Below are 23,599 nucleotides of genomic sequence, written 5' to 3'. Positions count from 1 at the left end.
TTGCCGAAGGCGGTGGATTCCCCGGCGGGCCGCGACGCGGGCCGGGGATTCTCCCTTCAGAAAGATGATCACCGGCCGTAGATTTCTGGTCGTCGGAAAACCCGTCCACCGAGAGGCCCCGCGATGACCGCCACGACCAGCACCGCGAACCCCGTCCTGCGGATCGCCCCCGCCGCCCCGGCCGAGGCCGCCGCCTACTTCCGGGCGAGCCTCGTCTTCCACGCCGACGTCTCCGACGTGGCCGCCGCGCTCGCCGCCGAGGGCGACCCCGGGTTCGTCGTCCTGGACTCCCGCTCCACCGAAGCCTGGGACCAGGGCCACATCCCCGGCGCCGTCCACCTGCCCACCGCCCTCATCCCCGAACAGGCCGAGCACCTCCTCGACCGGAACGTGCCCGTGGTGACGTACTGCTGGGGGCCCGGCTGCAACGGCGCCACCCGTTCCGCCCTCGCGCTCGCCGAACTCGGCTACCGGGTCAAGGAGATGCTCGGCGGCTTCGAGTACTGGGCGCGCGAGGGCTTCGCGTACGAGACCTGGGAGGGCCGCGCGCACCGCGACGCCGATCCGCTCACCGCCCCCGTCGACGCGGAGCACTGCGGCTGCTGATCGCCGCCCCCGGCGCTCAGTCCCGTACGACGTCCGGCACCGGCCGCAGGAAACGGTGGTCCGCCGCCCCGAACTCCCCCTCGGGGCGGGCCGCCCGCAGGACCACGTCCAGGGCCGCGTCCCCGTCGCACGCGTAATGTCCGCTGGCCCAGGCGGCGTTGGCCTCCACCACGGCCCAGCCGGCCCCGTCGATCTGACCCACGTCGACCACGATCGCGCCCGGCAGCCCCGCCCCCGCGAGCCGCGTCATCCGCTCAGCGAACGCCAGCACCTCGGTGCGGCGCGGGTCCTCCGCCAGCGGGGCCACGTCGAGGGCGCCCCGAACGGCGTACCGGCTCCCGGTGCGCACCTCGCCGTCCAGCAGGAACAGCCGGTACTCCGCGGCGAACGCCACGATGTCGCTGACCAGCACCGGTTCCGTGCCGTCGACCGCGTCCGGCCCCGGCAGTCCGCTCCCGTCGGGGTAGACCCGGGCCGGGAAGCTCTTGTCGTTCGGCGGCTTCACGAACGCCGGGCGCCGCAGCCGCCACGCCTCCTCGATGGTGGTGAACTCCACCTCCCGCAGGGTGAGTTCGTACGGCAGGCTGGCCAGCCAGTCCGGCGGCGCCTCCAGCAGCCCGACCCCCAGCTCCCGCGCGACCGCGTCCGCGAACAGCGGACCGGCGTACAGCGAGGCCCCCGGTTCCCGGCGGGATGCCTCCGGCACCCGCCAGTCGCGCAGTGTCTCCACGTGCGCTCCGCGCCGCCGTGCCGCGTCCGCGAGGGCGTGGCCGGTCGCGGTGACACGGGGGGAGAGGAACAGGGTCCGGGTGGTGGTCATGGGAGACGAGGGTGGCGTACGAGCGGGCCCCGGGAACAGCGAATTTCCCGGGGCCCGCCGCCACACCTGTCTCAGAGCCGCGCCAGCTCGTCCACCAGGTCGTCGAGCCCCAGCGACCCCTGCGAAAGGGCCGCCATGTGCCAGGACTTGAGGTCGAACGCGTCCCCCCGGCGCTCGCGCGCCTGCTCCCGGCCCAGCAGCCAGGCGCGCTCACCGAGCTTGTAGCCGATGGCCTGGCCCGGGATCGTCAGATAGCGGGTCAGCTCGCTCTCCACGAAGTCCGCCGGGCGGCTGCTGTGCGCCCCGAAGAACTCCTGCGCCAGCTCGGGCGTCCAGCGCTCACCCGGGTGGAACGGCGAGTCCGCCGGGATCTCCAGCTCCAGATGCATGCCGATGTCCACGATGACCCGCACCGCCCGCATCATCTGCGCGTCCAGATAGCCGAGCCGGTGCTCGGGATCGGTGAGGAAGCCCAGCTCGTCCATCAGGCGCTCCGCGTACAGCGCCCAGCCCTCGGCGTTGGCGCTGACCATGCCGACGACGGCCTGGTACCGGGAGAGGTCCGCGGCCACGTGCGCCCACTGCGCCAGCTGGAGGTGGTGGCCCGGCACCCCCTCGTGGTACCAGGTGGAGACCAGGTCGTACACCGGGAAGCGGGTCTGGCCCATCGTCGGCAGCCAGGTGCGGCCCGGTCGCGAGAAGTCCTCCGACGGGCCCGTGTAGTACGGGGCGGCGGCGCTGCCCGCCGGGGCGATCCGCGACTCCACCCGCCGTACCCGCTCGGCGAGTTCGAAGTGCGTGCCGTCCAGCGCCTCGATCGCCTGGTCCATCAGGCCCTGCAGCCAGTCGCGGACCTCGTCGACGCCCTCGATGTGCCTGCCGTGCTCGTCGAGGTGCGCGAGGGCCACCCAGGGCGTGGCCGCACCCGGCAGGATCCGCTCGGCCTCCTTCTTCATCTCGCCGAGCAGCCGGTGGTACTCCGCCCAGCCATACGCGTACGCCTCGTCCAGGTCCAGGTCGGTGCCGTTGTAGTAGCGCGACCAACGGGCGTACCGCTCCCGGCCGACCGTGTCCGGCGCGCCCTCGACGGCCGGCGCGTACACCTCGCGCATCCAGTCCCGCAGCTCCACGACCGCCGCCGTCGCGGTACGGGCCGCCTCCTGAAGCTCCGCGCGCAGCGCCTCCGGCAGCGACTCGGTCCCGGCGGCCACGAAGTCCTCGAACCAGCCGCGGCCGGCGCCGTCCGTGTCCGACCACTCGGTGAGCTGGTCGATGAAGGTGGCGGTCGGCCGCGGCGGCCCGTACAGCTTTCGTTCGAGGCCGAGCGCCAGGGACTCGCGGTAGCCGGCGAGGGCCGCCGGCACGGCGCGCAGCCGCTCGGCGATCGCCGCCCAGTCCTCGTCGGTCTTCGTGGGCGTCACGGTGAACACCTCGCGCACATGGTGCGCGGGCATGCCCAGGTTGCCGACCGCGCGCAGCCCCTCCTCGGCCTCGTGCACGGCGAGCTCCGCCGTCAGGCGCTCGCGCAGCAGGCGCGCGCACCGGCGCTCGATGTCACTGTCCGCGCCCGGCCGCCGCTCCGCCTCGTCGAGCTCGGCCAGCGTGTCCCGGGCCAGTCGCGCCCGCGCCTCCAGGCCCGCGGGCGAGAAGTCGGGCAGACGGCTCGAACTCTCCGCCACGCCTAGATAGGTACCGGTGACCGGGTCGAGGGCGATGAGGCCGTCGACATAGGCGTCGGCGACCGCACGGGGAAGCGGGTTGGTGGTCTGTGACATGCACACCATCCTCGTACGGAGGGATGCGCACGGCACGGCGTTTGAGCTGAGGGCGTAGGACGGTGCCGGAGGGTTTGAGCCGGACCGTCGTGGGGGTGCGAGCCGGCAGGCCTCACGGTGTTCGAACGGGCCGTGCGGCGCCCTCGCCCGGCGGCAGCAGCGGCCCGCAGTCCCACTGCTGGAAGATCAGCCGGGTCTCCACCCGCGCCACCTCCCGCCGGGCGGTGAACTCGTCCAGGACCAGCCGCTGCAGATCCGCCATGTCGGCGACGGCCACATGCACCAGGTAGTCGTCGGGACCGGTGAGATGGAAGACGGTCAGCGCCTCCGGCAGCGCCCGGATCCGCTCCACGAACGGCCCCACCAGCTCCCGCCGATGCGGCCTGACCTGCACCGACAGCAGTGCCTGGAGCCCCCGCCCCAGCTTGGCCGGATCCAGCCGCAGCTGATGCCCGAGGATCACGCCCGAGCGGCGCAGCCGGGTCACCCGGTCCAGACACGTCGACGGCGCCACCCCGACCTGCGCCGCGAGATCGCGATAGGTGGTCCGGGCGTCGTTCTGCAGCAGCCGCAGCAGCTGAAGATCCACCGGGTCCAGTACGACAGATTCGGCCATCGGCCGAACGTAGCACGGTATTCGATTCCTGTGACCCGTGCGTTGTTCACTCTGCGGTCCATGGACTCAGCCGCAGCGAGCACGCACGCCTACCACGAGGTACGTCCGTCCGCAGCACCCCGCGCCCTGGCCACCGAGGCCGTGCACGCCGGGCGGGACGATCTGGCCCGGCAGGGGCTGCACGCCCCGCCGATCGACCTGTCCACCACCTACCCGTCCTACGACAGCCGCGCCGAGGCGGCCCGTATCGACGCGTTCGCCGCGACGGGCGCCGAACCCGAGGGCCCACCGGTCTACGGGCGGCTCGGCAACCCGACCGTCGCCCGTTTCGAGACCGCCCTCGCCCGGCTGGAGGGCACCGGGAGCGCGGTCGCCTTCGCCAGCGGGATGGCCGCCCTGAGCGCGGTCCTGCTCGCCCGCGCCTCCCTGGGCCTGCGTCACGTCGTCGCCGTACGCCCCCTCTACGGCTGCAGCGACCACCTCCTGACCGCCGGGCTCCTCGGCTCGGAGGTCACCTGGACCGACCCGGCCGGCATCACGGACGCGCTGCGCCCCGACACCGGCCTGGTCATGGTCGAGTCACCGGCCAACCCGACCCTCGCCGAGGTCGACCTGCGGGCCGTCGCCCACGCCTGCGGCTCGGTCCCGCTGCTCGCCGACAACACCTTCGCCACCCCGGTGCTCCAGCGTCCCGCCGAACACGGCGCCCGACTGGTCCTGCACAGCGCCACCAAGTACCTCGGCGGGCACGGGGACGTACTGGCGGGTGTGGTCGCCTGCGACGAGGAGTTCGCGGGACTGCTCCGCCAGATCCGCTTCGCCACCGGAGGCGTCCTGCACCCCCTGGCCGGCTACCTCCTCCTGCGCGGCCTGTCCACGCTCCCGGTCCGGGTCCGGGCGGCCTCCGCGACCGCCGCCGAACTCGCCCGCCGGCTCACCGCCGACCCGCGCGTCGCCCGCGTCCACTACCCGCGTCTGGGCGGCGCGATGATCGCCTTCGAGGTGCACGGCGACCCGCACGAGGTGATCGCGGCGGTCCGCCTGATCACCCCGGCGGTGAGCCTCGGCAGCGTCGACACCCTCATCCAGCACCCGGCGTCCATCAGCCACCGCATCGTCGCCGCGGACGACCGCAGGGGAGCGGGCGTGAGCGACGGACTGCTGCGTCTCTCGGTGGGCCTGGAGGACGTGGAGGACCTGTGGACCGACCTGGACGAGGCGTTGGGGGCGCTTGCGCACCCCCTCCAGGGCCGCGGGGAACTGCGCGACAGATCACGACGCACCTGAACCCGCGAGCGATCCCGCACGCCCACGGCGCTCAGGCGTTCCCCGACTCGCCGGAGTGAGAGAACGACTCCGCGGCCACCCCCACGGAATCCAGCCGAGCCGTGATCACCAGAGTCCCTTCCTCGATCTGGTAGTCCAAGGGCAGCCCAAGACCACGCATCGCGGCGACCATCCCCGTGTTCGAGGACTGCGTCACGGCGTACACACTCGTGCACCCAGCCTCGACAGCCATCCCCACCAGCCGCTCGAGCAGCTCACGCCCGATCCCCCGCCGCTGCCACTGGTCCTCCACGAGCAGCGCCACCTCGGTCTCGTCCCCGTCCCACATGAGGTGACCCAGCCCGACGATCCGCCCGGACGGCGTCCACACCGCGAGGGTGCGTCCGAACCGGGGGCTGAGCAGGTGGTTGAGGTAGCGGTCGGCATCACCGACGGGCCCGTGGTACCGCCGGCCGAGCGTCCGCGCCGAGCACCGCTCGTGCATCGCCCTGGCCGCCTCCAGGCAGCCGGTGTCGGCCCGGCGTACGGTGATGTCGTCGCCCTCGGGCAGCGTCAGCACGTCCTGACCGCGCGGGATCCGCGGGCCGAGCCGGGCGTCCAGTTCGACCAGGGCACGCGCGCGGGCGAACTCGGTCGGGGTGAACGGCAGATACGGCCGCTCCACGGTGATCACTCCGCCTTCCGGCGCCCGCAGGCGCATCACGGTGTCCTCCAGCACCCCTTCGACGGGCACGTCGCCCGGTCCCCGGCCGCCGCCGACGGGTGTGCCGGGCAGCGAGCGGATCGTGCACCGGCCGAGGAGCTGGCGCAGCGCGAGCGGCAGTTCGGCCGCGTCGAGGGCGGTGCGGGTGGCGAGCCCGAGGATCCGGGTCGGCGCGTCCACCAGGTCGTGGGCGTCGGCCCGCTCGATCCAGGTGCCCGTGCCGCCCCCGTCGGCGACGGCGCGGGTGATGTCGGCCGAGGCCAGCGCCGCCGGGGCGCGCAGCAGGAACTCGTCGACGGTGTCCTCGCCCAGCGGATGCGTCTGCAGGCTGAGGATGTCCACCCGGTGCCCCGCCAGCGCGGTGCAGAGCGCGGCCAGGGATCCCGGCGCGTCCTTCACCGTGGTCCTCATGCGCCACAGGGTGCTCTCCCCGCCGACGGCGCCGGGCCCGGCCTGCTCCTCCGAGGGGGAGGGCCGGGCACCGGTATCGCTCGTGGGCGGCGGGTCTTCGTGGCGTCGTGCCCTCCACGGGGCCTTGAAGAACGCGGAGAGCGCGGCGATTTTCACGTCAGACAGGTTTCGACTCATGCAGCCACTGTGGAGGAACGGTGTTGCGTGATCACGAACGGCTTGTGACTGACGGGTAAAGGCCGCTAATGCCCGTTTTGTTAATTCTTCTACGACTACTGCCCCGCGCTCACTGCCCCACGCGCCCCGGCTGCAGCACCTGGGTGAACAGCACGGTGCCGTCCTGCTCGCGCAGCCGGACCGTCAGCTCCCCGCTGTCGCCGTCGATGTCGACCTCGCCGAAGAACTGGTAGCCGCCGGCCGGGGACACGTTGGACGCGGTCGGAGCCTTCACGAACACCCGCTCCGGGCCGAAGGTGTTGTCCAGCGCGTTGGCCGGGAAGGCGCCCGCGTTGAGCGGGCCGGAGACGAACTCCCAGAACGGCTCGAAGTCGGTGAACGCGGCCCGCGAGGGCTGGTAATGCTGGGCGGAGGTGTGGTGCACATCGGCGGTCAGCCACACCGTGCCGGTGATCCGGCGGTGCTTCACGAACCGCAGCAGCTCGGCGATCTGCAGCTCACGGCCGAGCGGGGCGCCCGGGTCGCCCTGCGCCACGGCCTCGATGTTCGCCCTGCCCTCGGTGGCGTCCGGCACGACCAGGCCGAGCGGCATGTCGGCGGCGATCACCTTCCACACCGCGCGCGAGCGCGACAGCTCCCGCTTGAGCCACTCCAGCTGCTCCCGGCCGAGGATGCCCTGCGGGTCCACCGTCTGGTCGTCGGGCGAGTTGGCGTTGCGGTACGTCCGCATGTCCAGCACGAACACGTCGAGCAGCGGGCCGTGTCGCAGCACGCGGTGCACCCGGCCCTCCTCGCGGCCCGGCCGGAGCGTCGAGATCGGGAAGTACTCGCTGAACGCCCGGCGGGCGCGCGCCGCGAGGACGTCGACGCTCTTCTCGGTGTAGCGGGTGTCGGAGGCGGCGATCACCTCGCCCGGGTACCAGTTGTTGCGGACCTCGTGGTCGTCCCACTGGATGATCGACGGCACCTGGGCGTTGAACCGGCGCAGGTTCTCGTCCAGCAGGTTGTAGCGGAAGTTGCCGCGGAACTCCGCGAGGGACTCGGCCACCTTGGACTTCTCCTCGGTGACGATGTTCCGCCAGAGGGAGCCGTCGGGCAGCGCCTGGGTCGCGGTGAGCGGGCCGTCGGCGTAGATGTTGTCGCCGCTGCAGAGGAAGAAGTCGGGGTCGAGCTTGGCCATCGCGTCGTAGATGCGGTAGCCGCCGAGCTCGGGGTTGATGCCCCAGCCCTGGCCGGCCAGGTCGCCGGACCACAGGAAGCGCACCCCGCGCCGGCGGCCGGCGGGCACCGTGCGGAAGGTGCCGGTGACCGGCTCGCCGGTGCGGCGCGGGTCGTCCGGGTCGGCCAGCAGCACGCGGTAGTGGATCTGCTCGCCCGTGGGCAGGCCGTGCAGCCGGGTCGTGCCGGTGAAGTCGGTACCGGCGCCGAGCAGCGGGCCGTGCCACCGCCGCGCGTGCCGGAACGACTCGGTGGCGGCCGTCTCGACGATCATCCGTGCCGGACGGTCCGACCGCACCCACACCAGACCGGAGTCCGAGGTCACGTCCCCGGTCTGCACACCCCAGTCGGCCCGGGGCCGTCCGGACAGGGCCAGGGCCGGCGCCGCGCCGGCCGCGACGGGCAGGGTCAGGGCCGCGGACGCGGCCAGCGAGCCGCGCAGGACACTGCGGCGCCCGGGCAGGGGAAGGTGGGACATGGGTGGGCCTCCAGGGGCGGGATCCGGCCGATGTGCACCGCCACAACTACTGGGGCGCCGCAGCGCACACGCAAACCCCAAGTGAACAACTACCGGCACCCCCGCGGGAGTCGCCCCGCCCACACCGGGGAGCGGCTCCCCGCATCGGCGGCATCCCGCTCCCGCGCGGGCCGCCGCCGGCCCTGGCCTGTCCCGGTCGCCCAGGCCGGCTTCCGGCTCACCTCGTGTCGGGCCCCTACCGGACCCGGTCGGTCTCCGGTCCGCTCCCGGTCGTGCGATGCCCCGCCGTCGGTTGCCCTCGGAGCATCCACCCCTGGTTCTTCACGGGACCGGTTCCCCCGGTCGGCGCGTCACCCGACCGGCGTAACCTCAGCTGCTCGCGTCCAGGATGACGCGGGCCACCAGCGCCGGGTCGTCGTTCATCGGGCAGTGGCCGCAGCCGGGGAGGCGTACCAGGCGGGCGGCCGGGATGATCTGCTTGGCGCGGATGCCCTGGCGGCGTACCAGCAGCCAGTCGCGGGTGCCCCAGCCGACGGTGACCGGGATGCCGGGGATGTCGTCGGTGAACTGCACGGTGGTGCCCGCCCGCAGGGTCTCGTCGAAGCCGGTGGCCTGCGCCAGTGCGAGCGTCTCGGCGACCACGGCCTCGGGCGCGCGCCGGCCGGGGCGGGCGTAGATGGTGCTGGTCAGGGCCGTGCGGCCGGCCGCCGTACGGGACAACCGCTCGACCAGGGGGAGCGGGAGCCGGCGTGAGATGTGCCGCATGGTGAGCAGGACGCCGAAGGCGTACCGCCGTTCGGCCTCCGACCAGAACCCGGCGGGGGACAGGGCGGTGACGGACCGTACGAGCTTCTCGCGGCCGAGTTCCAGGGCCAGCAGACCACCGAGGGAGTTGCCCGCGACATGCGGCCGTTCGAGCTCCAGCGCCTCGCAGAAGGCGGCGAACACGGCGGTCGTGGTCGGCAGGTCGTAGGCGAGCCCGTCCGGCAGCGCCGGGGAGACGCCGAAGCCCGGAAGGTCCACGGCGATGACGTCGCGTTCGGCGGCCAGGATGTCCACCACCGGGTCCCAGGCCTGCCGGTGATGGCCGATCCCGTGCAGCAGCAGGAGCGGCTCGCCGCGGCCCGTGCGCTCGTAGGAGACGGAGACCGGCTGCGGGCCACTCGGCGTGGTGACCGGGAAGGAGACGGTGGCGGGCATGGGGGAGCTCCTCGTCTGGACGGACCGGCGAACGTCGTAGACAGCTTGTCAGCAATTGCTACCGACGGGTAGCCCCAAGGGTGCCCGGGTCAACGGGGTGTGTGCAGCTCCAGGTTGAAGTCCGCGTGCCCGAAGTGGCGCATGAGGTTCAGCCACAGCGGCAGCCACATCTCCACACTCCGCGCCGCCTGGATGCCGCCCAGGTCGAGCACCCGGTCCGCCGGCCATCCGAACTCTCCGAGCAACTCCGTGACCTGCGCCTTCGCCTCCGCGTCCGCGCCGCACACGAAGATCTGGTGCCCCCCCGGCACCCGCCCGGGATCGACCATCACCTGACAGTTGACCGTGTTCAGCGACTTCACCACGCGCGCGTCCGGGAACGCCCGCTGGATCTGCTCGCCCACGCTGTCCGACTCCACCGGCGACAGCCGCACCTCGCCGTCCTCGAACGACAGCGGATTGGAGACGTCCAGCAGGACCTTCCCGGCGAGATGGTCCGCCCCGGCCGCCTCCAGCGCCGCGAGCGCCACCTGCCCGCCCACCGCGTTCACGACCACCTCGGCGCCCGCGGCGGCCTCGGCGAACGTACCGGCGGCGGCACCCGTGCTCGCGGCCCACTCCTGGCCCACCGGGTTGTCCTTCGTACGCGAACCCAGCGTCACCTGGTGGCCCAGTTCCACCAGCTTCCCGCCGAGCGTACGACCGACCTGCCCCGTGCCCAGCACCCCGTACCGCATGGCGACCTCCCGTTTCCGCACGACTGCCGACTCGGTCATTGTGTGCCGGGAGCCCGGATTCCGCCCGGAGGATTGGTCTTGACCAAGGGTGGGGGTCGCCCTATGGTCGCAGAGAAGTACAACAACCTTTAATAAACAAGGGCGCGAAATACGCCGCCGGACCACGGCGATTGCGGAGGACAGGGTGGGGACCACGCAACTGGAATCGGTGCCGGAACCGAAGTACTGGCATCTCAAGACCGTGCTCAGCGAGGCGCTCGACTCCGAGTTCGCCGTCGGCGAGATCCTGCCGAACGAGCGCGAGCTGGCCGCCCGCTTCGGTGTCGCCCGTGCGACGCTGCGCCAGGCCCTGGAGCAGCTCGAACTGGAAGGCCGGCTGCAGCGCCGCCGCGGCGTCGGCACGACCGTCGCACCGCCCCGGATGGGCGTGGCCGTCGGCTCGGAGCGGCAGGCCTGGCCGGGCAGCGGGGACGACGCCTGGAGCTGCGTCGACTGCGCCCTCGCGGTCCCGCCCGCCGCCGTCGCCACGGCCCTGGAGACCCCGCGCGAGGAGGCCGTGCACGTGGTGCGCCGCTCGCGCGTCTCCCACGGCCAGCCGGTCGCCGCCGAACTCCTCTACGTCCCGGCGGCCTCGGTGCCGGACCTGACCGCGATCGACACCCCGTCCGAAGCGGCACGCGCGCGTGCGGTGCTGCGCGAACTGCAGCACCTGGACCTGCAGGGCCAGGACCGGGCCGTGGAGCTGGGCTCGGCCCGCGCGGACGACGCCAGGGAACTCGACCGGCTGCCCGGCGCCCCCGTCCTCCTCGTCACCACCCGCTTCTTCGCGGGGGGCCGTACCGCCGCCCTCTCCGTCGCCACGTATCGCGCTGACACGTGCCGCCTGACGTTCGGCGCCTCGGGCGGTGTGGAGATACACCACGGGCCCGAACCGGAACGCCAGGCGTCCTGACGGCCGAAGCCCGCGCCCCGGAACTCCTCCGGGGCGCGGCGCGTTTCACCGGTGACGCCCGGTCACCTGCGGGCCGTGACCGTCCCCTCCACCGCGAACAGCTGCTCCTCCACATGGTCCAGCGCCAGCCGCAGCGCCCCCGTCGCCACCGCCGCCTCTCCCAGCATCGACAGCGCCACCCTCGGCGGCCGCAGACAGTAGCGCGCCAACTCGCGCCGCAGCGGCTCCAGTACGTCGTCCATCCCGGCCGCCCAGCCGCCGACGACGACCAGCTCCGGATCGAGGGCGAGGACCAGCGCGGCCACGTCGTGGACGAGCCGCTGGATGAACCGGTCCACGGCCGCCCGCGCCTGCTCGTCGCCCTCACGGGCCCGGGCGAACACCTTGGCCACCGCCTGCTCGTCCAGCGGATGCAGCGGCTCCCCCGTCGTGGACAGCAGGGTCTCCGGCGTCACCTCCCGCCCCAGCAGATGCAGCGCCCCGATCTCCCCGGCCGCCCCGCCGTACCCCCGGTGCAGCCGTCCGCCGATCAGCGACCCGGCGCCCGGGCTCAGCCCGGCCAGCACGAACACGACGTCGTCGGACTCCCTGGCCGACCCCTTCCAGTGCTCGGCGACGGCCGCCGCGTTGGCGTCGTTCTCCACCAGCACCGGACACTTGAAGGAACGGCCCAGCCGGTCGCCGAGCCGCAGCCCCGTCCACTCGGGCAGCGCCGTGCCCAGCCGCACGGTTCCGTCCGCCTCGACTATGCCGGGCGTGGCGACCCCGACCGCCCGCAGGGAGTCGCGCGGGACACCGGCCCGGCGCAGGAGTTCGGCGACCGCGGCGCGCAGCCGCTCCAACCGCTCGTCCGCGGACGCCGTCTCGTCGACGTCCTTGGCCTGTGAGCCCAGCAGCCGCCCGTCCAGGTCGGCCAGCAGGGCCGCCACCCGGTGCGGGCCGATCTCCAGACCCAGCAGATGCCCGGCCTCCGCGCGGAACCGGAACCGCCGCGCCGGCCGCCCCTGCCGCCGGGCGACGCTCTCGTCGGCCGCCTTCTCCACGACGAGCCCCGCCGCGATGAGATCCTCGACGACCCCCTCGACGGTCGGCCGGGACAGCCCGGTCACCCGGGTGATCTCCGTGAGCGTCGCACAGTCCGTGGCACGCAGCGCGTGCAGCACCACCGCGGAGTTGATCCTGCGCAGCAGCGAGGGGTCCCCGCCGGTCAGCCGCCCCAACGTCCGTCCTCCCAGCTCGTGCGCGTGTTGGGCGGATCGTACTCGGCGGGGACCTGCCGGGCGAGTGCGGAATCCGTACCGATGCGGTCACCGACCGTCTCAACCCGGCGCCACGAAGCCCGACTCGTACGCGGTGATCACCGCCTGGACGCGGTCCCGCGCCCCCAACTTCGCCAGCACCGCGCTCACATGCGACTTCACCGTCTCCGTGCCCACCACCAGCTGCCGCGCGATCTCCGCGTTGGACAGCCCGCGCGTCATCAGCCGCAGCACCTCGGCCTCCCGCTCGGTCAGCCGGGCCCGCTCCAAGGTGTCCCGGGCCGCGCGGTTGCCGCCCACCGCGCCGTACTCGGCGGCCAGCCGCCGTACCGACGACGGGAACAGCAGCGACTCGCCCTCCGCGACCAGCCGTACCGCGTGCACGATCTCGGCGGGCCGGGCCCGCTTCAGCAGGAACCCGTCCGCGCCCGCCCGCAGCGCCTCGTACACGTACTCGTCGTTCTCGAAGGTCGTCACGACCAGGATCTTCGGCGGCCCGTCCACCGTCCGCAGCACCGCGCGGGTGGCCTCGATACCGTCCATCAGCGGCATGCGTACGTCCATGGCGACCACGTCGGGCCGCAGTCGCCGCACCAGCGGGATCACCGCGGCCCCGTCCGCCGCCTCTCCCACGACCTCGATGTCCCCCTGCGCCTCCAGCACGGCCCGCAGACCCGCACGGACCAGGGGTTCGTCGTCGACGAGGAGTACGGTCACCGGCATCCGGCCAGCGTAGATCAGCGCAACGGCAGCTCCGCCCGCACCTGCCAGTCGCCCGCGTCCGGACCCGTCGAGGAGTGTCCCCCGAGCAGGGCCGCGCGCTCGCGTATCCCACGCAGCCCGCTGCCCCGCCCGGGGCCCTGTATGGAGGCCGCCAGCGGATTGCGCACCTCCAGACGCAGGGTGTCCTCCGCGACGCCCACGCGGACCCGGACCGGGACGGCTCCCGCGTGCCGCAGCACATTGGTCAGCGCCTCCTGGAGGATCCGGTAGCCCTCCCGGGAGACCGGTCCCGGCACGGTGTCCAGCGGGCCCGTCAGCTCGGCGTCGACCTTCGCGCCGGACGCCCGCGCGGACTCCAGGAGCCGGTCGGCCTCGGCGAGCGTGGGCCGGCCGCGCACCGGGCGCTCCGCCTCGCGCAGCACCCCGAGCACCCGCTCCAGATCCGCCAGCGCCGACCGCCCCGTGTCCTCGATGGCCGCCAGGGCCCGGTCGGTGAACTCCGCGTCGCCGGCCGCCCGTGCCGCGCCCGCCTGCACCACCGCCACCGTCAGCGCGTGCCCGATGGAGTCGTGCAGCTCCCGCGCGATACGGGTGCGCTCCAACAGCTGCTCGGTCCGCTCCTCCAGGGCGGCGAGCCGCTCGGCGGCGGAGGGACCGAGGAGGGCCCGGGCGGCCTCGGTGACCAGCCGGCCGAGGCCGACCACCACGCCGTACAGCACGAAGAGGGGCAGGGGGGCGAGCAGCGCCCAGGCCCAGTGGCCGGGGGCGTCCCGCACGAGGGGGATGTCGCCGCCCGGGTGACCGAGGGCGGCGGCCGTCAGCTCGTAGCAGAGGGCGGGCAGCCAGACGCAGGCGAAGACCGTCGACACGCCCAGCAGCATGCGCACTTCCAGCCACACCACCGTGCGCAACCGGTCGCGCCACGTCGCGGACGGGGCCATCGAGAAGCCCGGGCCGGCCTCGCCGGGCAGAAGCAGCAGCCGCGCCTGCACCCCCTCGCCCCTGCGCACCCCCGGGATCAGACCGACGGGGACGAGCAGCAGCGCGGGCACCCAGGGCCGGGACGGGTCGATGAACATCCAGACGCTCACGACCAGCACCGGCACCCACAGGTGCAGCAGTCGTGTGTACGTCGTCCCCCGCAGCAGCGGGCGCAGCAAGCGGCCCATGCGGACAAGCCTGCCAGGACCCACTGACAACGGACCTCCCCCGAGCGGGGGAGACGCTCTCCCCGGCCGGGGGAGGCCCCGTGCCCCGGCCGGCGGCCAGAGTCGTGGCCATGACCAGCATCGACGTCCACGACCTCACCAAGGAGTACGGCAACCGGCGCGCCGTCGACCGGCTCACCTTCGGCGTCCGGCCCGGCCGGGTCACGGGCTTCCTCGGCCCCAACGGCGCCGGCAAGTCCACCACCCTGCGCCTCGTCCTCGGTCTCGACCGGCCCACGTCCGGCACCGCCACCGTCGGCGGCCGCCCCTACGTCACCCTCCCGGACCCCCTCCGCCGGGTCGGCGCCCTGCTCGACGCACAGGCCGCGCACGGCTCCCGGACCGGCCGCGACCACCTCCTCGCCCTCGCCGCGAGCAACCGCGTCCCGGCCCGCCGGGTGGACGAGGTCCTGGAGGAGACCGGCCTCGCCCCGGCCGCACGCCGGCGGGTGCGGACGTACTCCCTCGGCATGCGCCAGCGCCTCGGCATCGCCGCCGCCCTGCTCGGCGACCCCGAAGTGGTCCTGCTCGACGAGCCGTCCAACGGCCTCGACCCCGAAGGCATCGTCTGGATCCGCGGGTTGCTGCGCGGACTCGCCGCCGAGGGCCGCACGGTGCTGGTCTCCAGCCACCTCATGAACGAGACCGCCTCGTTCGCCGACCACCTCGTCGTCCTGGGCCGGGGCCGGCTGCTGGCCGACACCCCGCTGCGGGACTTCATCGACGCGCGCGTGCACCCCCGCGTCCGCATCCGCACGACGGACCCCGCCACCCTGCGGACCGTACTCGCCCGGCACGGCCACGAGGCCGAGGAACACCCCGAAGGGCACTGGACGGTGTCCCCCGCGCGCGTGGACGACATCGGCGCCCTCGTCTCCGCCGCCGGAGTGCCCCTGCTCGAACTGACCACGGAGGAAGGCACGCTGGAGCAGGCCTACCTCGACCTCACCGCCGCCGACGCGGAGTTCGCGGCTCCGCAGCCCCGTCTGCACCAGGAGGCCTGACCATGACCCCGTCGGACTTCACGCCTGCGCTCCACTCCGAGTGGATCAAGATCCGTACGCTGCGGTCGCAGACCGGCGCCCTGTGCGCGGTCCTCGTCGCCACGGTGGCCTTCTCGGTGCCGGCCGGTGCCCACGGTTCCGCCTCCGACCCGCTCTTCTCCGTCTTCTTCGGGGTGAGCTTCGGCCAGATCGCGGCAGTCGTCTTCGGTACGACGGCCGTGTCCGCCGAGTTCCAGGGCGGTGCGCTGAGGGTGTCGCTGGCGGCCGTACCGCGGCGGGGCCGCTGGTTCGCCGCCAAGCTGACGGCGATCGCCCTGCCCGTCCTGGCCGTCGGCCTGGTCACGGGCCTGGCGACCCTGGTGGTGGGCAGCGCGACGCTCGGCGACCGGGCGGACGTCCCGGGCCCGGCCGACGGCCTGCGCGCGGTGGCCGGATGCGCCCTCTACCTGACGTTGATGGCGCTGCTGGCCGCCGGACTGACGGCGGCGCTGCGCAGCGGGACGGGGGCGCTCAGCATCCTGATCCCGTTCCTCCTCGTCGTGTCCTTCGTCGTCGGTGACATGTCCGGCAACGCCGCCGACCTCCTGCCCGACCGGGCCGGCCAAGTGGCGCTCCACAGCAGCTGGGACGGCAGCCTAGGGCCCTGGTCCGGGCTCGCGGTGACGGCCCTGTGGGCGGCGGCCGCGGTCACGGCGGGAGCGTGGCGGCTGCGGCGCAGGGACGCCTGAGCGGAGTGCGGGACTGACGGGCCACCAATTGTCAGTGGCGGCGGGTTTACTGGATCCATGGACATCGAGAGGTTGCTCGCCGGTCCCGGCGACCGCACCGCCGCCTTAGCGACCAGCCACGGTCTCGGGGCGGCGGACGCCGCGGTGCGCGTCGCGGAGGCGGAGCGGATCCATGAGGAGAGGGATGACCTGGCCGGGAAACTGACGCGGAGATGGGGCGCGCCGGAACACATCGGCCTGCAGACGGTACGGCTGCGGACCGCGAGCGAGCAGATACCCGCGCCCTGGGCCGAACTGAGCCTGCGGGTGGGAGACGTGTACCTCTGGCAGGTCGCCGAGCACGGCCGCTGGGTCGCCCTGGGCGTGGCCGACCTCGACCCGGACGACGAGATAGAACTCCTCCTCGTCGTCACCGAGACCGACCCGCCCTGACCGCCGCTCAGTCCTGCGCCGCACAGCCCCCTGCGTCGCTCAGCCCTCTGCGTCGCTCAGCCCTCTGCGTCGCTCAGCCCTCTGCGTCGCTCAGTCCTCCGCTGCCACCCGCAGCCGGGCGAACTCCTCCGCCATCGTCGCCGCCGTCCAGTGGGCGTTGAGTCCGCTGGGATTGGGCAGCACCCACACGCGGGTCCGTCCGATCACCCGCTCCTGCGGCCCCACCGAGGCCCTCCGGTCCTCGAAGGCGGCCCGGTAGGCGGTCACGCCGACCACCGCCAGCCAGCGCGGCTCCAGCCGGGTCACCTTCTCCGTGAGCAGCCGCCCGCCCTCGCGGTACTCCTCGGCGCTCAGCTCGTCGGCCCGCGCGGTCGCCCGCGCCACCACGTTCGTGATGCCGAGGCCGTACGACAGCAGTTCGCCCTGCTCGGCCGGCTTCATCAGCCTCGGTGCGAAACCGGACAGGTGCAGCACGGGCCAGAAGCGGTTGCCCGGACGGGCGAAGTGGTGACCGGTCGCCGCCGTCATCAGCCCCGGGTTGATGCCGCAGAACAGCACACGCAGACCGCCCGCGACGACGTCCGGTACCAGACGGTCGCGGGCGGCCTCCAACTGCTCCGGGGTGAACCGGGTCAGAGGATCGCCCCGGGGGTGTAACCGGCCGCCTCCGGACGCTGCTTCACGATCTCCTCGATCCGGCCGACGACCGTGGCGACCTGCGCGGCCGCCGCGCCCGTGAAGGACAGCTTGTCGGCCATCAGGGCGTCCAGCTCGGCGCGGTCGAGCGGCAGACGCTCGTCGGCGGCCAGCTTGTCCAGCAGCTCGTTGCGCTCGGCGCCCTGCTCGCGCATCGCGAGGGCGGAGGCGACGGCGTTCTCCTTGATCGCCTCGTGCGCGAGCTCACGGCCCACGCCCGCGCGCACCGCGCCCATCAGCACCTTGGTGGTGGCGAGGAACGGCAGGTAGCGGTCCAGCTCCCGGGCCACGACCGCGGGGAAGGCGCCGAACTCGTCGAGCACCGTCAGGAACGTCTCCAGCAGGCCGTCCAGCGCGAAGAACGCGTCCGGCAGGGCCACCCGGCGCACCACCGAGCAGGACACGTCGCCCTCGTTCCACTGGTCGCCCGCCAGCTCGCCGGTCATCGACGCGTAGCCGCGCAGGATGACCATGAGGCCGTTGACGCGCTCGCAGGAGCGGGTGTTCATCTTGTGCGGCATCGCCGAGGAGCCGACCTGGCCGGGCTTGAAGCCCTCGGTGACCAGCTCGTGGCCCGCCATCAGCCGGATCGTCTTCGCGAGCGAGGAGGGGGCGCCGGCGAGCTGCACCAGCGCGGTCACGACCTCGTAGTCCAGCGAGCGCGGGTAGACCTGGCCCACGGAGGTGAACGCCTGCGAGAAGCCCAGGTGGCCCGCGATCCGGTCCTCCAGCTCCGCGAGCTTGCCCGCGTCACCGCCCAGCAGGTCCAGCATGTCCTGTGCCGTCCCGACCGGGCCCTTGATGCCGCGCAGCGGGTAGCGGCCGAGCAGCTCCTCGACCCGGCCGTACGCCACGAGCAGCTCGTCGGCGGCCGTCGCGAAGCGCTTGCCGAGGGTGGTGGCCTGCGCGGCCACGTTGTGCGAGCGGCCGGCCATGACCAGCTCGCCGTACTCGCCGGCCAGCTTGCCGAGGCGCGCCAGCACGGCCACCGTGCGGTCGCGGACCAGCTCCAGCGAGAGGCGGATCTGCAGCTGCTCGACGTTCTCCGTGAGGTCGCGGGACGTCATGCCCTTGTGGACCTGCTCGTGCCCGGCGAGGTCGTTGAACTCCTCGATCCGCGCCTTCACGTCGTGCCGCGTGACCTTCTCGCGCTCGGCGATGGACGCGAGGTCGACGGTGTCGAGGACACGCTCGTAGTCGGCGATCGCCGCGTCCGGCACCTCGATCCCGAGGTCCTTCTGGGCCCGCAGTACGGCGAGCCAGAGCTGACGCTCCAGCTTCACCTTCTGCTCGGGCGACCAGAGCGTGGCGAGCTCGGCGGAGGCGTAGCGTCCGGCGAGGACGTTCGGGATGCGGGGCTTGGCGGGCGCAGAAGTCACGTGTACGGATTCTACTGGCGATTCGTGCAGGCCAGCGACACGGTCCCGTTCGGCGGATCCTACGAGACGGGCGTCACCCGAGGGTGTCTCCCGGAGGACTTGGCCCACGTGGGCCGCCGCTGGACCCTCGGCGGCTGGGGCCCCCGGCAGCCGCTCCCCTGTAAAACCCCTTGGCGCCGCCCTGCGCGGGACCCCAATCCGAGCGCCAAGGAGCACCACCCCCGATGGCCGTCAAGCCTCTCATGGACCTCTGCCTGCGCAAGAGCAAGAATTTGCTGGCTAAAAGGCGGACACCAAGCGCCCCGACTTCGACAAGGCGCTAGCGGCGCTACGAAACCGTGAGACCTGAAAGCTGGAGCGCGAAATGAGATCAAACGCAACGGAGGAGGCGCCCCCTATGGACGGCCTTCGCTCGGTGGCGTGAGATCAGCCGCTGCCCCACCAGCTTGGCGACGTCGGCCGCGGGACCGTCGCCGATCTACGCCGATGGCCGCCAGCAGGTCCGAGCGCTCTGGGAAATATCGGTGGACGGTCGTACGTCCCACTCCGGCGGCCGCGGCGACCTCGCTGAGCGACGCGGTCGGGTCGGTTGCGAGGAGGGTGATGGCCGCGTCGAGGATGGCGCGCCGAGTTATGGAACATATGAACCTGAAAACGGCCGCACCGCGGTTGCGGATCCTCTGGTCGTTCGCCCGACCCCACAAGGGCTCGTTGGCCCTGGCTCTGGCTTTGGGCCTCGTGGGGTCGGCGCTCGGACTGGCCACGCCCATGGTCACGAAGGGGGTGATCGACGCGCTGGGCGGATCGGCGTCGCTGCGGGCGCCGGTACTCACCCTGCTGGGACTGCTGGTGGTCGGCAGCGCCGTCACGTACTGGCAGTGGACACTGCTCGGCGAACTGGGTGAGCGCGTGGTGCTCGGGGCACGCGAATCGATGGTGCGGCGCTTCCTGAAAGCCACCGTGCCCTCCGTCACCCGGCGCCCGCCGGGCGAACTCGTCACCCGCGTCACCTCCGACACGGTCCTGCTGCACGAGGCAGCCACCGGCACCCTGGTCAACTTGATCAACGCCACGGTCATGCTGATCGGGACCCTCACCCTGATGGGCGTGCTCGACCTCGTGCTGCTGGGGACGACCGCAGCGGCCGTGATGGTGGTCGCCGTCCTGTTCGCCACCCTGATGCCCGGAATCGCCGCCGCCCAGCAGCACGCCCAGGAGCACCTCGGGCGGCTCGGCGGCACACTGGAGGGCGCCCTGCGCGCCGTCCGGACCGTGAAGGTCAGCCGAGCCGAGGCCCGCACCGCCGAGCGCATCCTGTCCGACGCGCGCTCCGCCGCCGAGCAGAGCGTCCGCGCGGTCCGCCGCGAGGCGCTGGCCTGAACGATCGCCTCGTCCGGTATCGAGCTGGCGATTGTTCTCGTCCTTGGCGTGGGCGCCTGGCGAGTCGCCGACGGGCACCTGGGAATCTCCAGCCTCATCGCATTCCTGCTGTACGCGTTCGGCCTGATGGACCCGATCAACGAACTGAGCCAGAACGTCACGGCGCTCCAGTCGGGTATCGCCGCGGCGGAGCGTATACGGGAGATCGACGAGATGCAGGCGGAAGGGGAGGCGGACGGCCTGGCGGAAGGTGTTCCCAGCGGACCGGCGCTGTCGGTAGGGCCGATGCCGGAGAGTCCGGTGCTGGAGCTGAAGAACGTCAGCGTCGCCTACGGCCCGGACGCCGAGGCGGCAGTGCGGGACGTGGCACTGGTAGTCCCGCGACGCGGGCACACTGCGATCGTCGGACAGTCAGGCGCGGGCAAGACGACCCTCTTCTCTCTGATCCTGCGGTTTCTGGAGCCGGCACAGGGCGAACTGCTCCTGGACGGCCGCCCGTACCGCGAACACAGTCATCACGAGATCCGCGCGCGCCTCGCCTACGTCGAGCAGGACACCCCGATCGTCCCGGGAACGATCCGGGACAACCTGCTGCTCTCCCGTCCTGACGCGACGGACGCGGAACTGCAGCAGGTCCTGCACGAGGTACGGCTCACCGAGAAGATCAACGCCCTGGACGACGGCCTCGACACCCCCCTGTCCGGCACGACCGTCTCAGGCGGCGAACGCCAGCGAATCGCTCTGGCCCGAGCCCTGCTCCGCACCCCGGACGTACTGCTCCTGGATGAGGCCACGGCTCAGCTCGACGGCTTGACCGAGGCCGCCGTCCAGGACTGTGTCCGCGTCCGCGCGGCCCGCGGTGCCGTCATCACCATCGCCCACCGGCTGTCGACCGTGATCGATGCCGACACCATCGTGGTGATGGAGGGCGGCAGTATCCGCACCCGCGGTACCCACGAGGAGCTCCTCGCGACGGACTCCCTCTACCGCGACCTGATAGAAGCTCTGCGTATCGCAGCCGACCCCGCGGCCGCCCGAAACGCCCCAGAGCGCGTACGACACCCGCTGACGCCGGCTGGCGACGCCATCCGTGGCATCGCGTGATCAAACACTTCTGTCAGGACCTCTTATGCTGCGGTTGGTGGCATCCGATCGCAGCCTGTACCGGCCACCTACCCCTCGGACTGAGAGGTGGACAGGCCGGCTCTGTACATGGTGACTACTGGTGACGGTGAGAAAACGACCTGGCGGCCCGCGTGAGATCGCGGACGTCGCCTTTGCCCCGCCGGTCGGCATTCCGACCGGCGTCGAGGTCATGTCTCTGGCGCAGCTGAGGGAGCGCGCCGCCGTCCGCATGGCCGGAGTGGGGTTGAGGACACCTCAGCGGCCGACGTTCCACCACCTGATCACTCTCTCCAGCGGCTCCTTGTGGCACACGGTGGACTTCACCGCCTACGCCCTCAAGCCGGGCTCGTGGCTGTGGGTCCGGCCCGGCCAGGTGCAGCAGTGGGGTGATCTGCACGAGGCCGAGGGCACCCTTGTTCTCTTCGAGCGCGATTTCGTCGATCCGGGCACCGTCGCAGCCGCGCGCGTGGATGATCCGCACGCACCCGTGCTCCAGGTCCCCGACCTCGACGACGGCCACGCGTTGGAGGTGGCCGTGCATCATCTGGCACTCGAGTTCCAGGCGCTGCGCGGCATTCCGCTGGAAGCGCATGTGGCGGTGCTGCGTCACCTGCTGGCAGTTCTGGTGCTGCGCCTTTCACAGCGCACCATGCCGGTCGGCAGCCCGGCCCCGGAGCCGGGAGAGACCTTCGTGCACTTCCGTGACGCGGTCGAACGCGACTTCACCCGGACGCGGCGCCTGGAGGACTACGCCCACACCCTGGGCTACTCGCCCCGTACCCTCTCCCGGGCCACGCTGGCCGGTGCGGGGGTGGGAGCGAAGGAGTTCATCGACCGGCGGGTGATCCTGGAGGCCAAACGCCTCCTGGCGCACGGCGACCAGTCGGCGTCCCGGATCGCGGCGCAGCTGGGCTTCACCAGTGCCACCAATTTCAGCAAGTACTTCCAGCAGCGCACCGCTCAGTCTCCGATCGCTTTCCGCGCGAGCGTGCGGGGCCGCTCGGAGGAGAGTGGCGGGGGCGATGTGCCCGGTACCGGCTGACCAGGGCGGGAAGGACTGCCCCTGCGAGCGGTGCCACCAGATAGATCCACAGGTGTGACCAGTAGACGGGCTGGTGGGCCCAGAGGGCGGGGCCGAACTGGCGGGCGGGGTTGGCGGACCCGCCGGTGAGGGTGCCGAGGGTGACGATGACCAGGGCGGTGGCGGCGGGCAGGGCGAGCGGGATCCAGCGCGTCCAGGCGGGGCGGGACATCAGCAGCAGGGCGACGGCGAGGATCGCGGCGGTGGCCGCGGCTTCGACGGTGAACACGGCGGCTGTCGACCAGGCGGGGGTGGGCTGGACCGCGGCGTAGGCCATACGAGCGTCGACGACCGGGCCCCATACGAGGCGGGCCAGGCCGGTGCCGGCCAGGGAACCGGTGAGCTGGGCGGCGACGTACGGCAGGACACGGCGGCCGGGGAAGGCGCCGGTGAGCCACAGGGCGAGGGTGACGGCCGGGTTGAGGTGGCCCCCGGACAGGCGGCCCCATGGGGAGGACAGCGCCCAGGCGAGCGCCGCCCCAACGATCAGGGCCACGGCCGTGAGCTGGAGGTGGGGCCCGGGCAGGGCACGGCTGAGCGGGGAGGCCATGACCCATCGGACGGTGGTGACCAGGGCGAACAGCAGGCCGCCGGTGAGGGCGAACTCCGCGGCGGCCGCGGCCCGGGCGGTCGTGCCGCCCTGGGCCGCGGGCCTCCCGGCGGCACCGGCTCTGCCGGTGCCGCCGCCGGACGCCGTCCCGGTGGCCCGCGGCGCGGGCACTCGGGTGGAGGTGAGCATCGGTCAGCCCCAGGTCATCTCGCCGGTGGCGACCTTGGTGCCCAGGTCCAGGGCCACCAGCAGGCCGAGGTCCGGGTGGCGCTCGAGGAGCGCGGCCTTGAGCGCCTCGGAGTCGTTGCCGCTCGCGGTCAGTTCCTTCTCGAACTCGGCGAGGTAGGTGCGGGTATAGGCGATCACGGAGGCGTCGGTGGGAGAGTCCGCGGCGCGGTGGCCGGCCACCACGAAGCGCGGGGCGAGGCGTTCCATCTCCTCGAGGGTCTCGGTCCAGGCGGTCCGCTCACGCGGCGTGGGGGTGTCGGCGGTCCACACGTGCAGGCCGGCGAAGAGCAGCACCCCGCCCACGACCGCGCGGTCCTCGGGCTGCCACAGGTACTCGGTGCGCCACACGAGGTCCGGGTGGCCGCCGCGGAGCTCGAAGTCGTGGCCCTCGATGCTGACCCGGTCGCCGTCCAGCACCTCTGGGATGATCACTTCGGTGGGCAGGTTGGTGCCCAGGTGCGCCCAGGTCTTGAGCTTCTTCTCCCAGCTGGCCTTGATCCGCTGAACGGTGGTGGCGGTGGCGACGATCCGCACGTCCGGGAACGCCTTGCGGATCACTTCCAGGCCGAAGTAGTAGTCGGGGTCGGAGGTGGTGACCACGACGGTGGTCAGCTCCTTGCCGCTGTCGATGATGTCCGCCAGCACCCGGTGCTGCTCGGCCAGGGTGAACTGGCCGTCGACCAGGAGGGCTTCGCGCTCGCCGGTGATCAGGACGGACGACTTGTGCAGGCCGGTGTCGCCGGCGGTGTGGACGGTGTACGTCAGGGTGGTCGACATGGTGTATCGCCTTTCAGGGTGTTGTTGTAAAGGGGTGGGGTGGGTGGGT

24 protein-coding genes are annotated in these 23,599 nt (G+C 72.7%); 9 read left to right on the top strand and 15 right to left on the bottom strand.

The window, feature by feature from the left end; translation table 11 throughout:
* Window positions 1-123 precede the first annotated feature (123 nt).
* Window positions 124-606, top strand: coding sequence for a rhodanese-like domain-containing protein (locus tag ABZ464_RS15795; RefSeq protein ID WP_359276519.1), 483 nt, complete (start codon window positions 124-126; stop codon window positions 604-606).
* A 16-nt stretch (window positions 607-622) separates the two neighbouring features.
* On the opposite strand, the gene ABZ464_RS15790 is transcribed toward ABZ464_RS15795, so the two are convergent.
* The 3 genes from ABZ464_RS15790 to ABZ464_RS15780 all read right to left on the bottom strand — a co-directional run bounded on the left by ABZ464_RS15790 (window position 623) and on the right by ABZ464_RS15780 (window position 3,817).
* Window positions 623-1,426: an ATP-grasp domain-containing protein gene (locus tag ABZ464_RS15790; RefSeq protein ID WP_359276517.1), complete on the bottom strand. Its 804-nt coding sequence runs from the start codon at window positions 1,424-1,426 to the stop codon at window positions 623-625.
* A gap of 71 nt (window positions 1,427-1,497) precedes the next feature.
* Entirely contained in the window at window positions 1,498-3,201 is a 1,704-nt protein-coding gene (locus tag ABZ464_RS15785) for a DUF885 domain-containing protein (protein ID WP_359276514.1), read from the bottom strand.
* A gap of 112 nt (window positions 3,202-3,313) precedes the next feature.
* Complete coding sequence (locus ABZ464_RS15780) at window positions 3,314-3,817, bottom strand: Lrp/AsnC family transcriptional regulator (RefSeq protein ID WP_359276512.1); 504 nt, start codon at window positions 3,815-3,817, stop codon at window positions 3,314-3,316.
* A gap of 60 nt (window positions 3,818-3,877) precedes the next feature.
* Here ABZ464_RS15780 and ABZ464_RS15775 point away from each other — a divergent pair, with 60 nt between their 5' ends.
* Window positions 3,878-5,104, top strand: coding sequence for a PLP-dependent transferase (locus ABZ464_RS15775; protein ID WP_359276510.1), 1,227 nt, complete (start codon window positions 3,878-3,880; stop codon window positions 5,102-5,104).
* A 31-nt stretch (window positions 5,105-5,135) separates the two neighbouring features.
* On the opposite strand, the gene ABZ464_RS15770 is transcribed toward ABZ464_RS15775, so the two are convergent.
* From ABZ464_RS15770 to ABZ464_RS15755, 4 genes are all read right to left on the bottom strand, one after another.
* Window positions 5,136-6,395 carry a GNAT family N-acetyltransferase gene (locus ABZ464_RS15770; RefSeq protein ID WP_359276507.1) on the bottom strand — a complete coding sequence of 420 codons (1,260 nt, stop codon included), beginning with the start codon at window positions 6,393-6,395 and terminating at the stop codon, window positions 5,136-5,138.
* 109 nt (window positions 6,396-6,504) lie between these two features.
* Window positions 6,505-8,091 (bottom strand): alkaline phosphatase D family protein, encoded by a 1,587-nt coding sequence (locus tag ABZ464_RS15765; RefSeq protein WP_359276504.1) that lies wholly within the window; start codon window positions 8,089-8,091, stop codon window positions 6,505-6,507.
* Window positions 8,092-8,460: 369 nt separating this feature from the next.
* Window positions 8,461-9,291: an alpha/beta fold hydrolase gene (locus ABZ464_RS15760; protein WP_359276502.1), complete on the bottom strand. Its 831-nt coding sequence runs from the start codon at window positions 9,289-9,291 to the stop codon at window positions 8,461-8,463.
* 89 nt (window positions 9,292-9,380) lie between these two features.
* Window positions 9,381-10,028, bottom strand: a complete 648-nt coding sequence (locus tag ABZ464_RS15755) for an NAD(P)-binding domain-containing protein (protein WP_359276833.1) — start codon at window positions 10,026-10,028, stop codon at window positions 9,381-9,383.
* Window positions 10,029-10,212: 184 nt separating this feature from the next.
* Here ABZ464_RS15755 and ABZ464_RS15750 point away from each other — a divergent pair, with 184 nt between their 5' ends.
* Window positions 10,213-10,980 (top strand): GntR family transcriptional regulator, encoded by a 768-nt coding sequence (locus ABZ464_RS15750; RefSeq protein WP_359276499.1) that lies wholly within the window; start codon window positions 10,213-10,215, stop codon window positions 10,978-10,980.
* A gap of 62 nt (window positions 10,981-11,042) precedes the next feature.
* Here ABZ464_RS15750 and ABZ464_RS15745 read toward each other — a convergent pair whose 3' ends face one another.
* The 3 genes from ABZ464_RS15745 to ABZ464_RS15735 form a co-directional block, all read right to left on the bottom strand.
* Window positions 11,043-12,200: an ROK family transcriptional regulator gene (locus ABZ464_RS15745; protein ID WP_359276497.1), complete on the bottom strand. Its 1,158-nt coding sequence runs from the start codon at window positions 12,198-12,200 to the stop codon at window positions 11,043-11,045.
* Window positions 12,201-12,299: 99 nt separating this feature from the next.
* Window positions 12,300-12,962, bottom strand: coding sequence for a response regulator transcription factor (locus tag ABZ464_RS15740; RefSeq protein ID WP_359276494.1), 663 nt, complete (start codon window positions 12,960-12,962; stop codon window positions 12,300-12,302).
* 14 nt (window positions 12,963-12,976) lie between these two features.
* On the bottom strand, window positions 12,977-14,131 hold the full coding sequence (locus ABZ464_RS15735) for a histidine kinase (RefSeq protein ID WP_359276491.1): 1,155 nt from the start codon (window positions 14,129-14,131) through the stop codon (window positions 12,977-12,979).
* A 110-nt stretch (window positions 14,132-14,241) separates the two neighbouring features.
* Here ABZ464_RS15735 and ABZ464_RS15730 point away from each other — a divergent pair, with 110 nt between their 5' ends.
* From ABZ464_RS15730 to ABZ464_RS15720, 3 genes are read left to right on the top strand one after another with little or no spacing between them, the layout of a single operon-like run.
* On the top strand, window positions 14,242-15,174 hold the full coding sequence (locus ABZ464_RS15730; RefSeq protein WP_359276488.1) for an ATP-binding cassette domain-containing protein: 933 nt from the start codon (window positions 14,242-14,244) through the stop codon (window positions 15,172-15,174).
* A gap of 2 nt (window positions 15,175-15,176) precedes the next feature.
* On the top strand, window positions 15,177-15,902 hold the full coding sequence (locus ABZ464_RS15725; protein ID WP_359276486.1) for an ABC transporter permease: 726 nt from the start codon (window positions 15,177-15,179) through the stop codon (window positions 15,900-15,902).
* Between the two features lie 57 nt (window positions 15,903-15,959).
* Entirely contained in the window at window positions 15,960-16,334 is a 375-nt protein-coding gene (locus ABZ464_RS15720; protein ID WP_359276483.1) for a hypothetical protein, read from the top strand.
* Between the two features lie 90 nt (window positions 16,335-16,424).
* Here ABZ464_RS15720 and mug read toward each other — a convergent pair whose 3' ends face one another.
* The 3 genes from mug to ABZ464_RS15705 all read right to left on the bottom strand — a co-directional run bounded on the left by mug (window position 16,425) and on the right by ABZ464_RS15705 (window position 19,113).
* Window positions 16,425-16,970 (bottom strand): G/U mismatch-specific DNA glycosylase, encoded by a 546-nt coding sequence (mug, locus tag ABZ464_RS15715; protein ID WP_359276830.1) that lies wholly within the window; start codon window positions 16,968-16,970, stop codon window positions 16,425-16,427.
* Window positions 16,967-18,409: an adenylosuccinate lyase gene (gene purB / locus ABZ464_RS15710; RefSeq protein ID WP_359276481.1), complete on the bottom strand. Its 1,443-nt coding sequence runs from the start codon at window positions 18,407-18,409 to the stop codon at window positions 16,967-16,969. Before purB ends, mug begins: the two co-directional genes overlap by 4 nt.
* 395 nt (window positions 18,410-18,804) lie before the next feature.
* Window positions 18,805-19,113 (bottom strand): helix-turn-helix domain-containing protein, encoded by a 309-nt coding sequence (locus tag ABZ464_RS15705; protein ID WP_359276478.1) that lies wholly within the window; start codon window positions 19,111-19,113, stop codon window positions 18,805-18,807.
* Here ABZ464_RS15705 and ABZ464_RS15700 point away from each other — a divergent pair.
* The 3 genes from ABZ464_RS15700 to ABZ464_RS15690 all read left to right on the top strand — a co-directional run bounded on the left by ABZ464_RS15700 (window position 19,052) and on the right by ABZ464_RS15690 (window position 21,956).
* Window positions 19,052-19,789 carry an ABC transporter transmembrane domain-containing protein gene (locus tag ABZ464_RS15700; RefSeq protein WP_359276476.1) on the top strand — a complete coding sequence of 246 codons (738 nt, stop codon included), beginning with the start codon at window positions 19,052-19,054 and terminating at the stop codon, window positions 19,787-19,789. The two genes, ABZ464_RS15705 and ABZ464_RS15700, sit on opposite strands and share 62 nt — an antisense overlap.
* 48 nt (window positions 19,790-19,837) lie before the next feature.
* Window positions 19,838-20,893, top strand: coding sequence for an ABC transporter ATP-binding protein (locus ABZ464_RS15695; RefSeq protein ID WP_359276473.1), 1,056 nt, complete (start codon window positions 19,838-19,840; stop codon window positions 20,891-20,893).
* Window positions 20,894-21,014: 121 nt separating this feature from the next.
* A complete protein-coding gene (locus ABZ464_RS15690; protein WP_359276470.1) occupies window positions 21,015-21,956 on the top strand; it encodes an AraC family transcriptional regulator in 942 nt (313 codons plus the stop codon).
* Here ABZ464_RS15690 and ABZ464_RS15685 read toward each other — a convergent pair.
* Both ABZ464_RS15685 and ABZ464_RS15680 read right to left on the bottom strand, forming a co-directional pair.
* A complete protein-coding gene (locus tag ABZ464_RS15685; RefSeq protein ID WP_359276467.1) occupies window positions 21,847-22,734 on the bottom strand; it encodes an aquaporin in 888 nt (295 codons plus the stop codon). The genes ABZ464_RS15690 and ABZ464_RS15685 overlap by 110 nt on opposite strands.
* 3 nt (window positions 22,735-22,737) lie before the next feature.
* Window positions 22,738-23,550, bottom strand: a complete 813-nt coding sequence (locus ABZ464_RS15680; protein WP_359276464.1) for an MBL fold metallo-hydrolase — start codon at window positions 23,548-23,550, stop codon at window positions 22,738-22,740.
* Window positions 23,551-23,599: the final 49 nt, after the last annotated feature.

It is taken from the genome of Streptomyces sp. NPDC005820 (assembly GCF_040630255.1).
Lineage (GTDB): Bacteria > Actinomycetota > Actinomycetes > Streptomycetales > Streptomycetaceae > Streptomyces.
Note: the sequence above shows the minus strand (reverse complement) of the source record. Positions and strands in the feature narration are given on the sequence as shown.

Coding starts and splice junctions, on each gene's coding strand:
- ABZ464_RS15795 (WP_359276519.1), top strand. CDS start 124: ATGACCGCCACGACCAGCACCGCGAACCCCGTCCTGCGGATCGCCCCC.
- ABZ464_RS15790 (WP_359276517.1), bottom strand. CDS start 1,426: ATGACCACCACCCGGACCCTGTTCCTCTCCCCCCGTGTCACCGCGACC.
- ABZ464_RS15785 (WP_359276514.1), bottom strand. CDS start 3,201: ATGTCACAGACCACCAACCCGCTTCCCCGTGCGGTCGCCGACGCCTAT.
- ABZ464_RS15780 (WP_359276512.1), bottom strand. CDS start 3,817: ATGGCCGAATCTGTCGTACTGGACCCGGTGGATCTTCAGCTGCTGCGG.
- ABZ464_RS15775 (WP_359276510.1), top strand. CDS start 3,878: ATGGACTCAGCCGCAGCGAGCACGCACGCCTACCACGAGGTACGTCCG.
- ABZ464_RS15770 (WP_359276507.1), bottom strand. CDS start 6,395: ATGAGTCGAAACCTGTCTGACGTGAAAATCGCCGCGCTCTCCGCGTTC.
- ABZ464_RS15765 (WP_359276504.1), bottom strand. CDS start 8,091: ATGTCCCACCTTCCCCTGCCCGGGCGCCGCAGTGTCCTGCGCGGCTCG.
- ABZ464_RS15760 (WP_359276502.1), bottom strand. CDS start 9,291: ATGCCCGCCACCGTCTCCTTCCCGGTCACCACGCCGAGTGGCCCGCAG.
- ABZ464_RS15755 (WP_359276833.1), bottom strand. CDS start 10,028: ATGCGGTACGGGGTGCTGGGCACGGGGCAGGTCGGTCGTACGCTCGGC.
- ABZ464_RS15740 (WP_359276494.1), bottom strand. CDS start 12,962: ATGCCGGTGACCGTACTCCTCGTCGACGACGAACCCCTGGTCCGTGCG.
- ABZ464_RS15735 (WP_359276491.1), bottom strand. CDS start 14,131: ATGGGCCGCTTGCTGCGCCCGCTGCTGCGGGGGACGACGTACACACGA.
- ABZ464_RS15730 (WP_359276488.1), top strand. CDS start 14,242: ATGACCAGCATCGACGTCCACGACCTCACCAAGGAGTACGGCAACCGG.
- ABZ464_RS15725 (WP_359276486.1), top strand. CDS start 15,177: ATGACCCCGTCGGACTTCACGCCTGCGCTCCACTCCGAGTGGATCAAG.
- ABZ464_RS15720 (WP_359276483.1), top strand. CDS start 15,960: ATGGACATCGAGAGGTTGCTCGCCGGTCCCGGCGACCGCACCGCCGCC.
- ABZ464_RS15700 (WP_359276476.1), top strand. CDS start 19,052: ATGAACCTGAAAACGGCCGCACCGCGGTTGCGGATCCTCTGGTCGTTC.
- ABZ464_RS15685 (WP_359276467.1), bottom strand. CDS start 22,734: ATGCTCACCTCCACCCGAGTGCCCGCGCCGCGGGCCACCGGGACGGCG.
- ABZ464_RS15680 (WP_359276464.1), bottom strand. CDS start 23,550: ATGTCGACCACCCTGACGTACACCGTCCACACCGCCGGCGACACCGGC.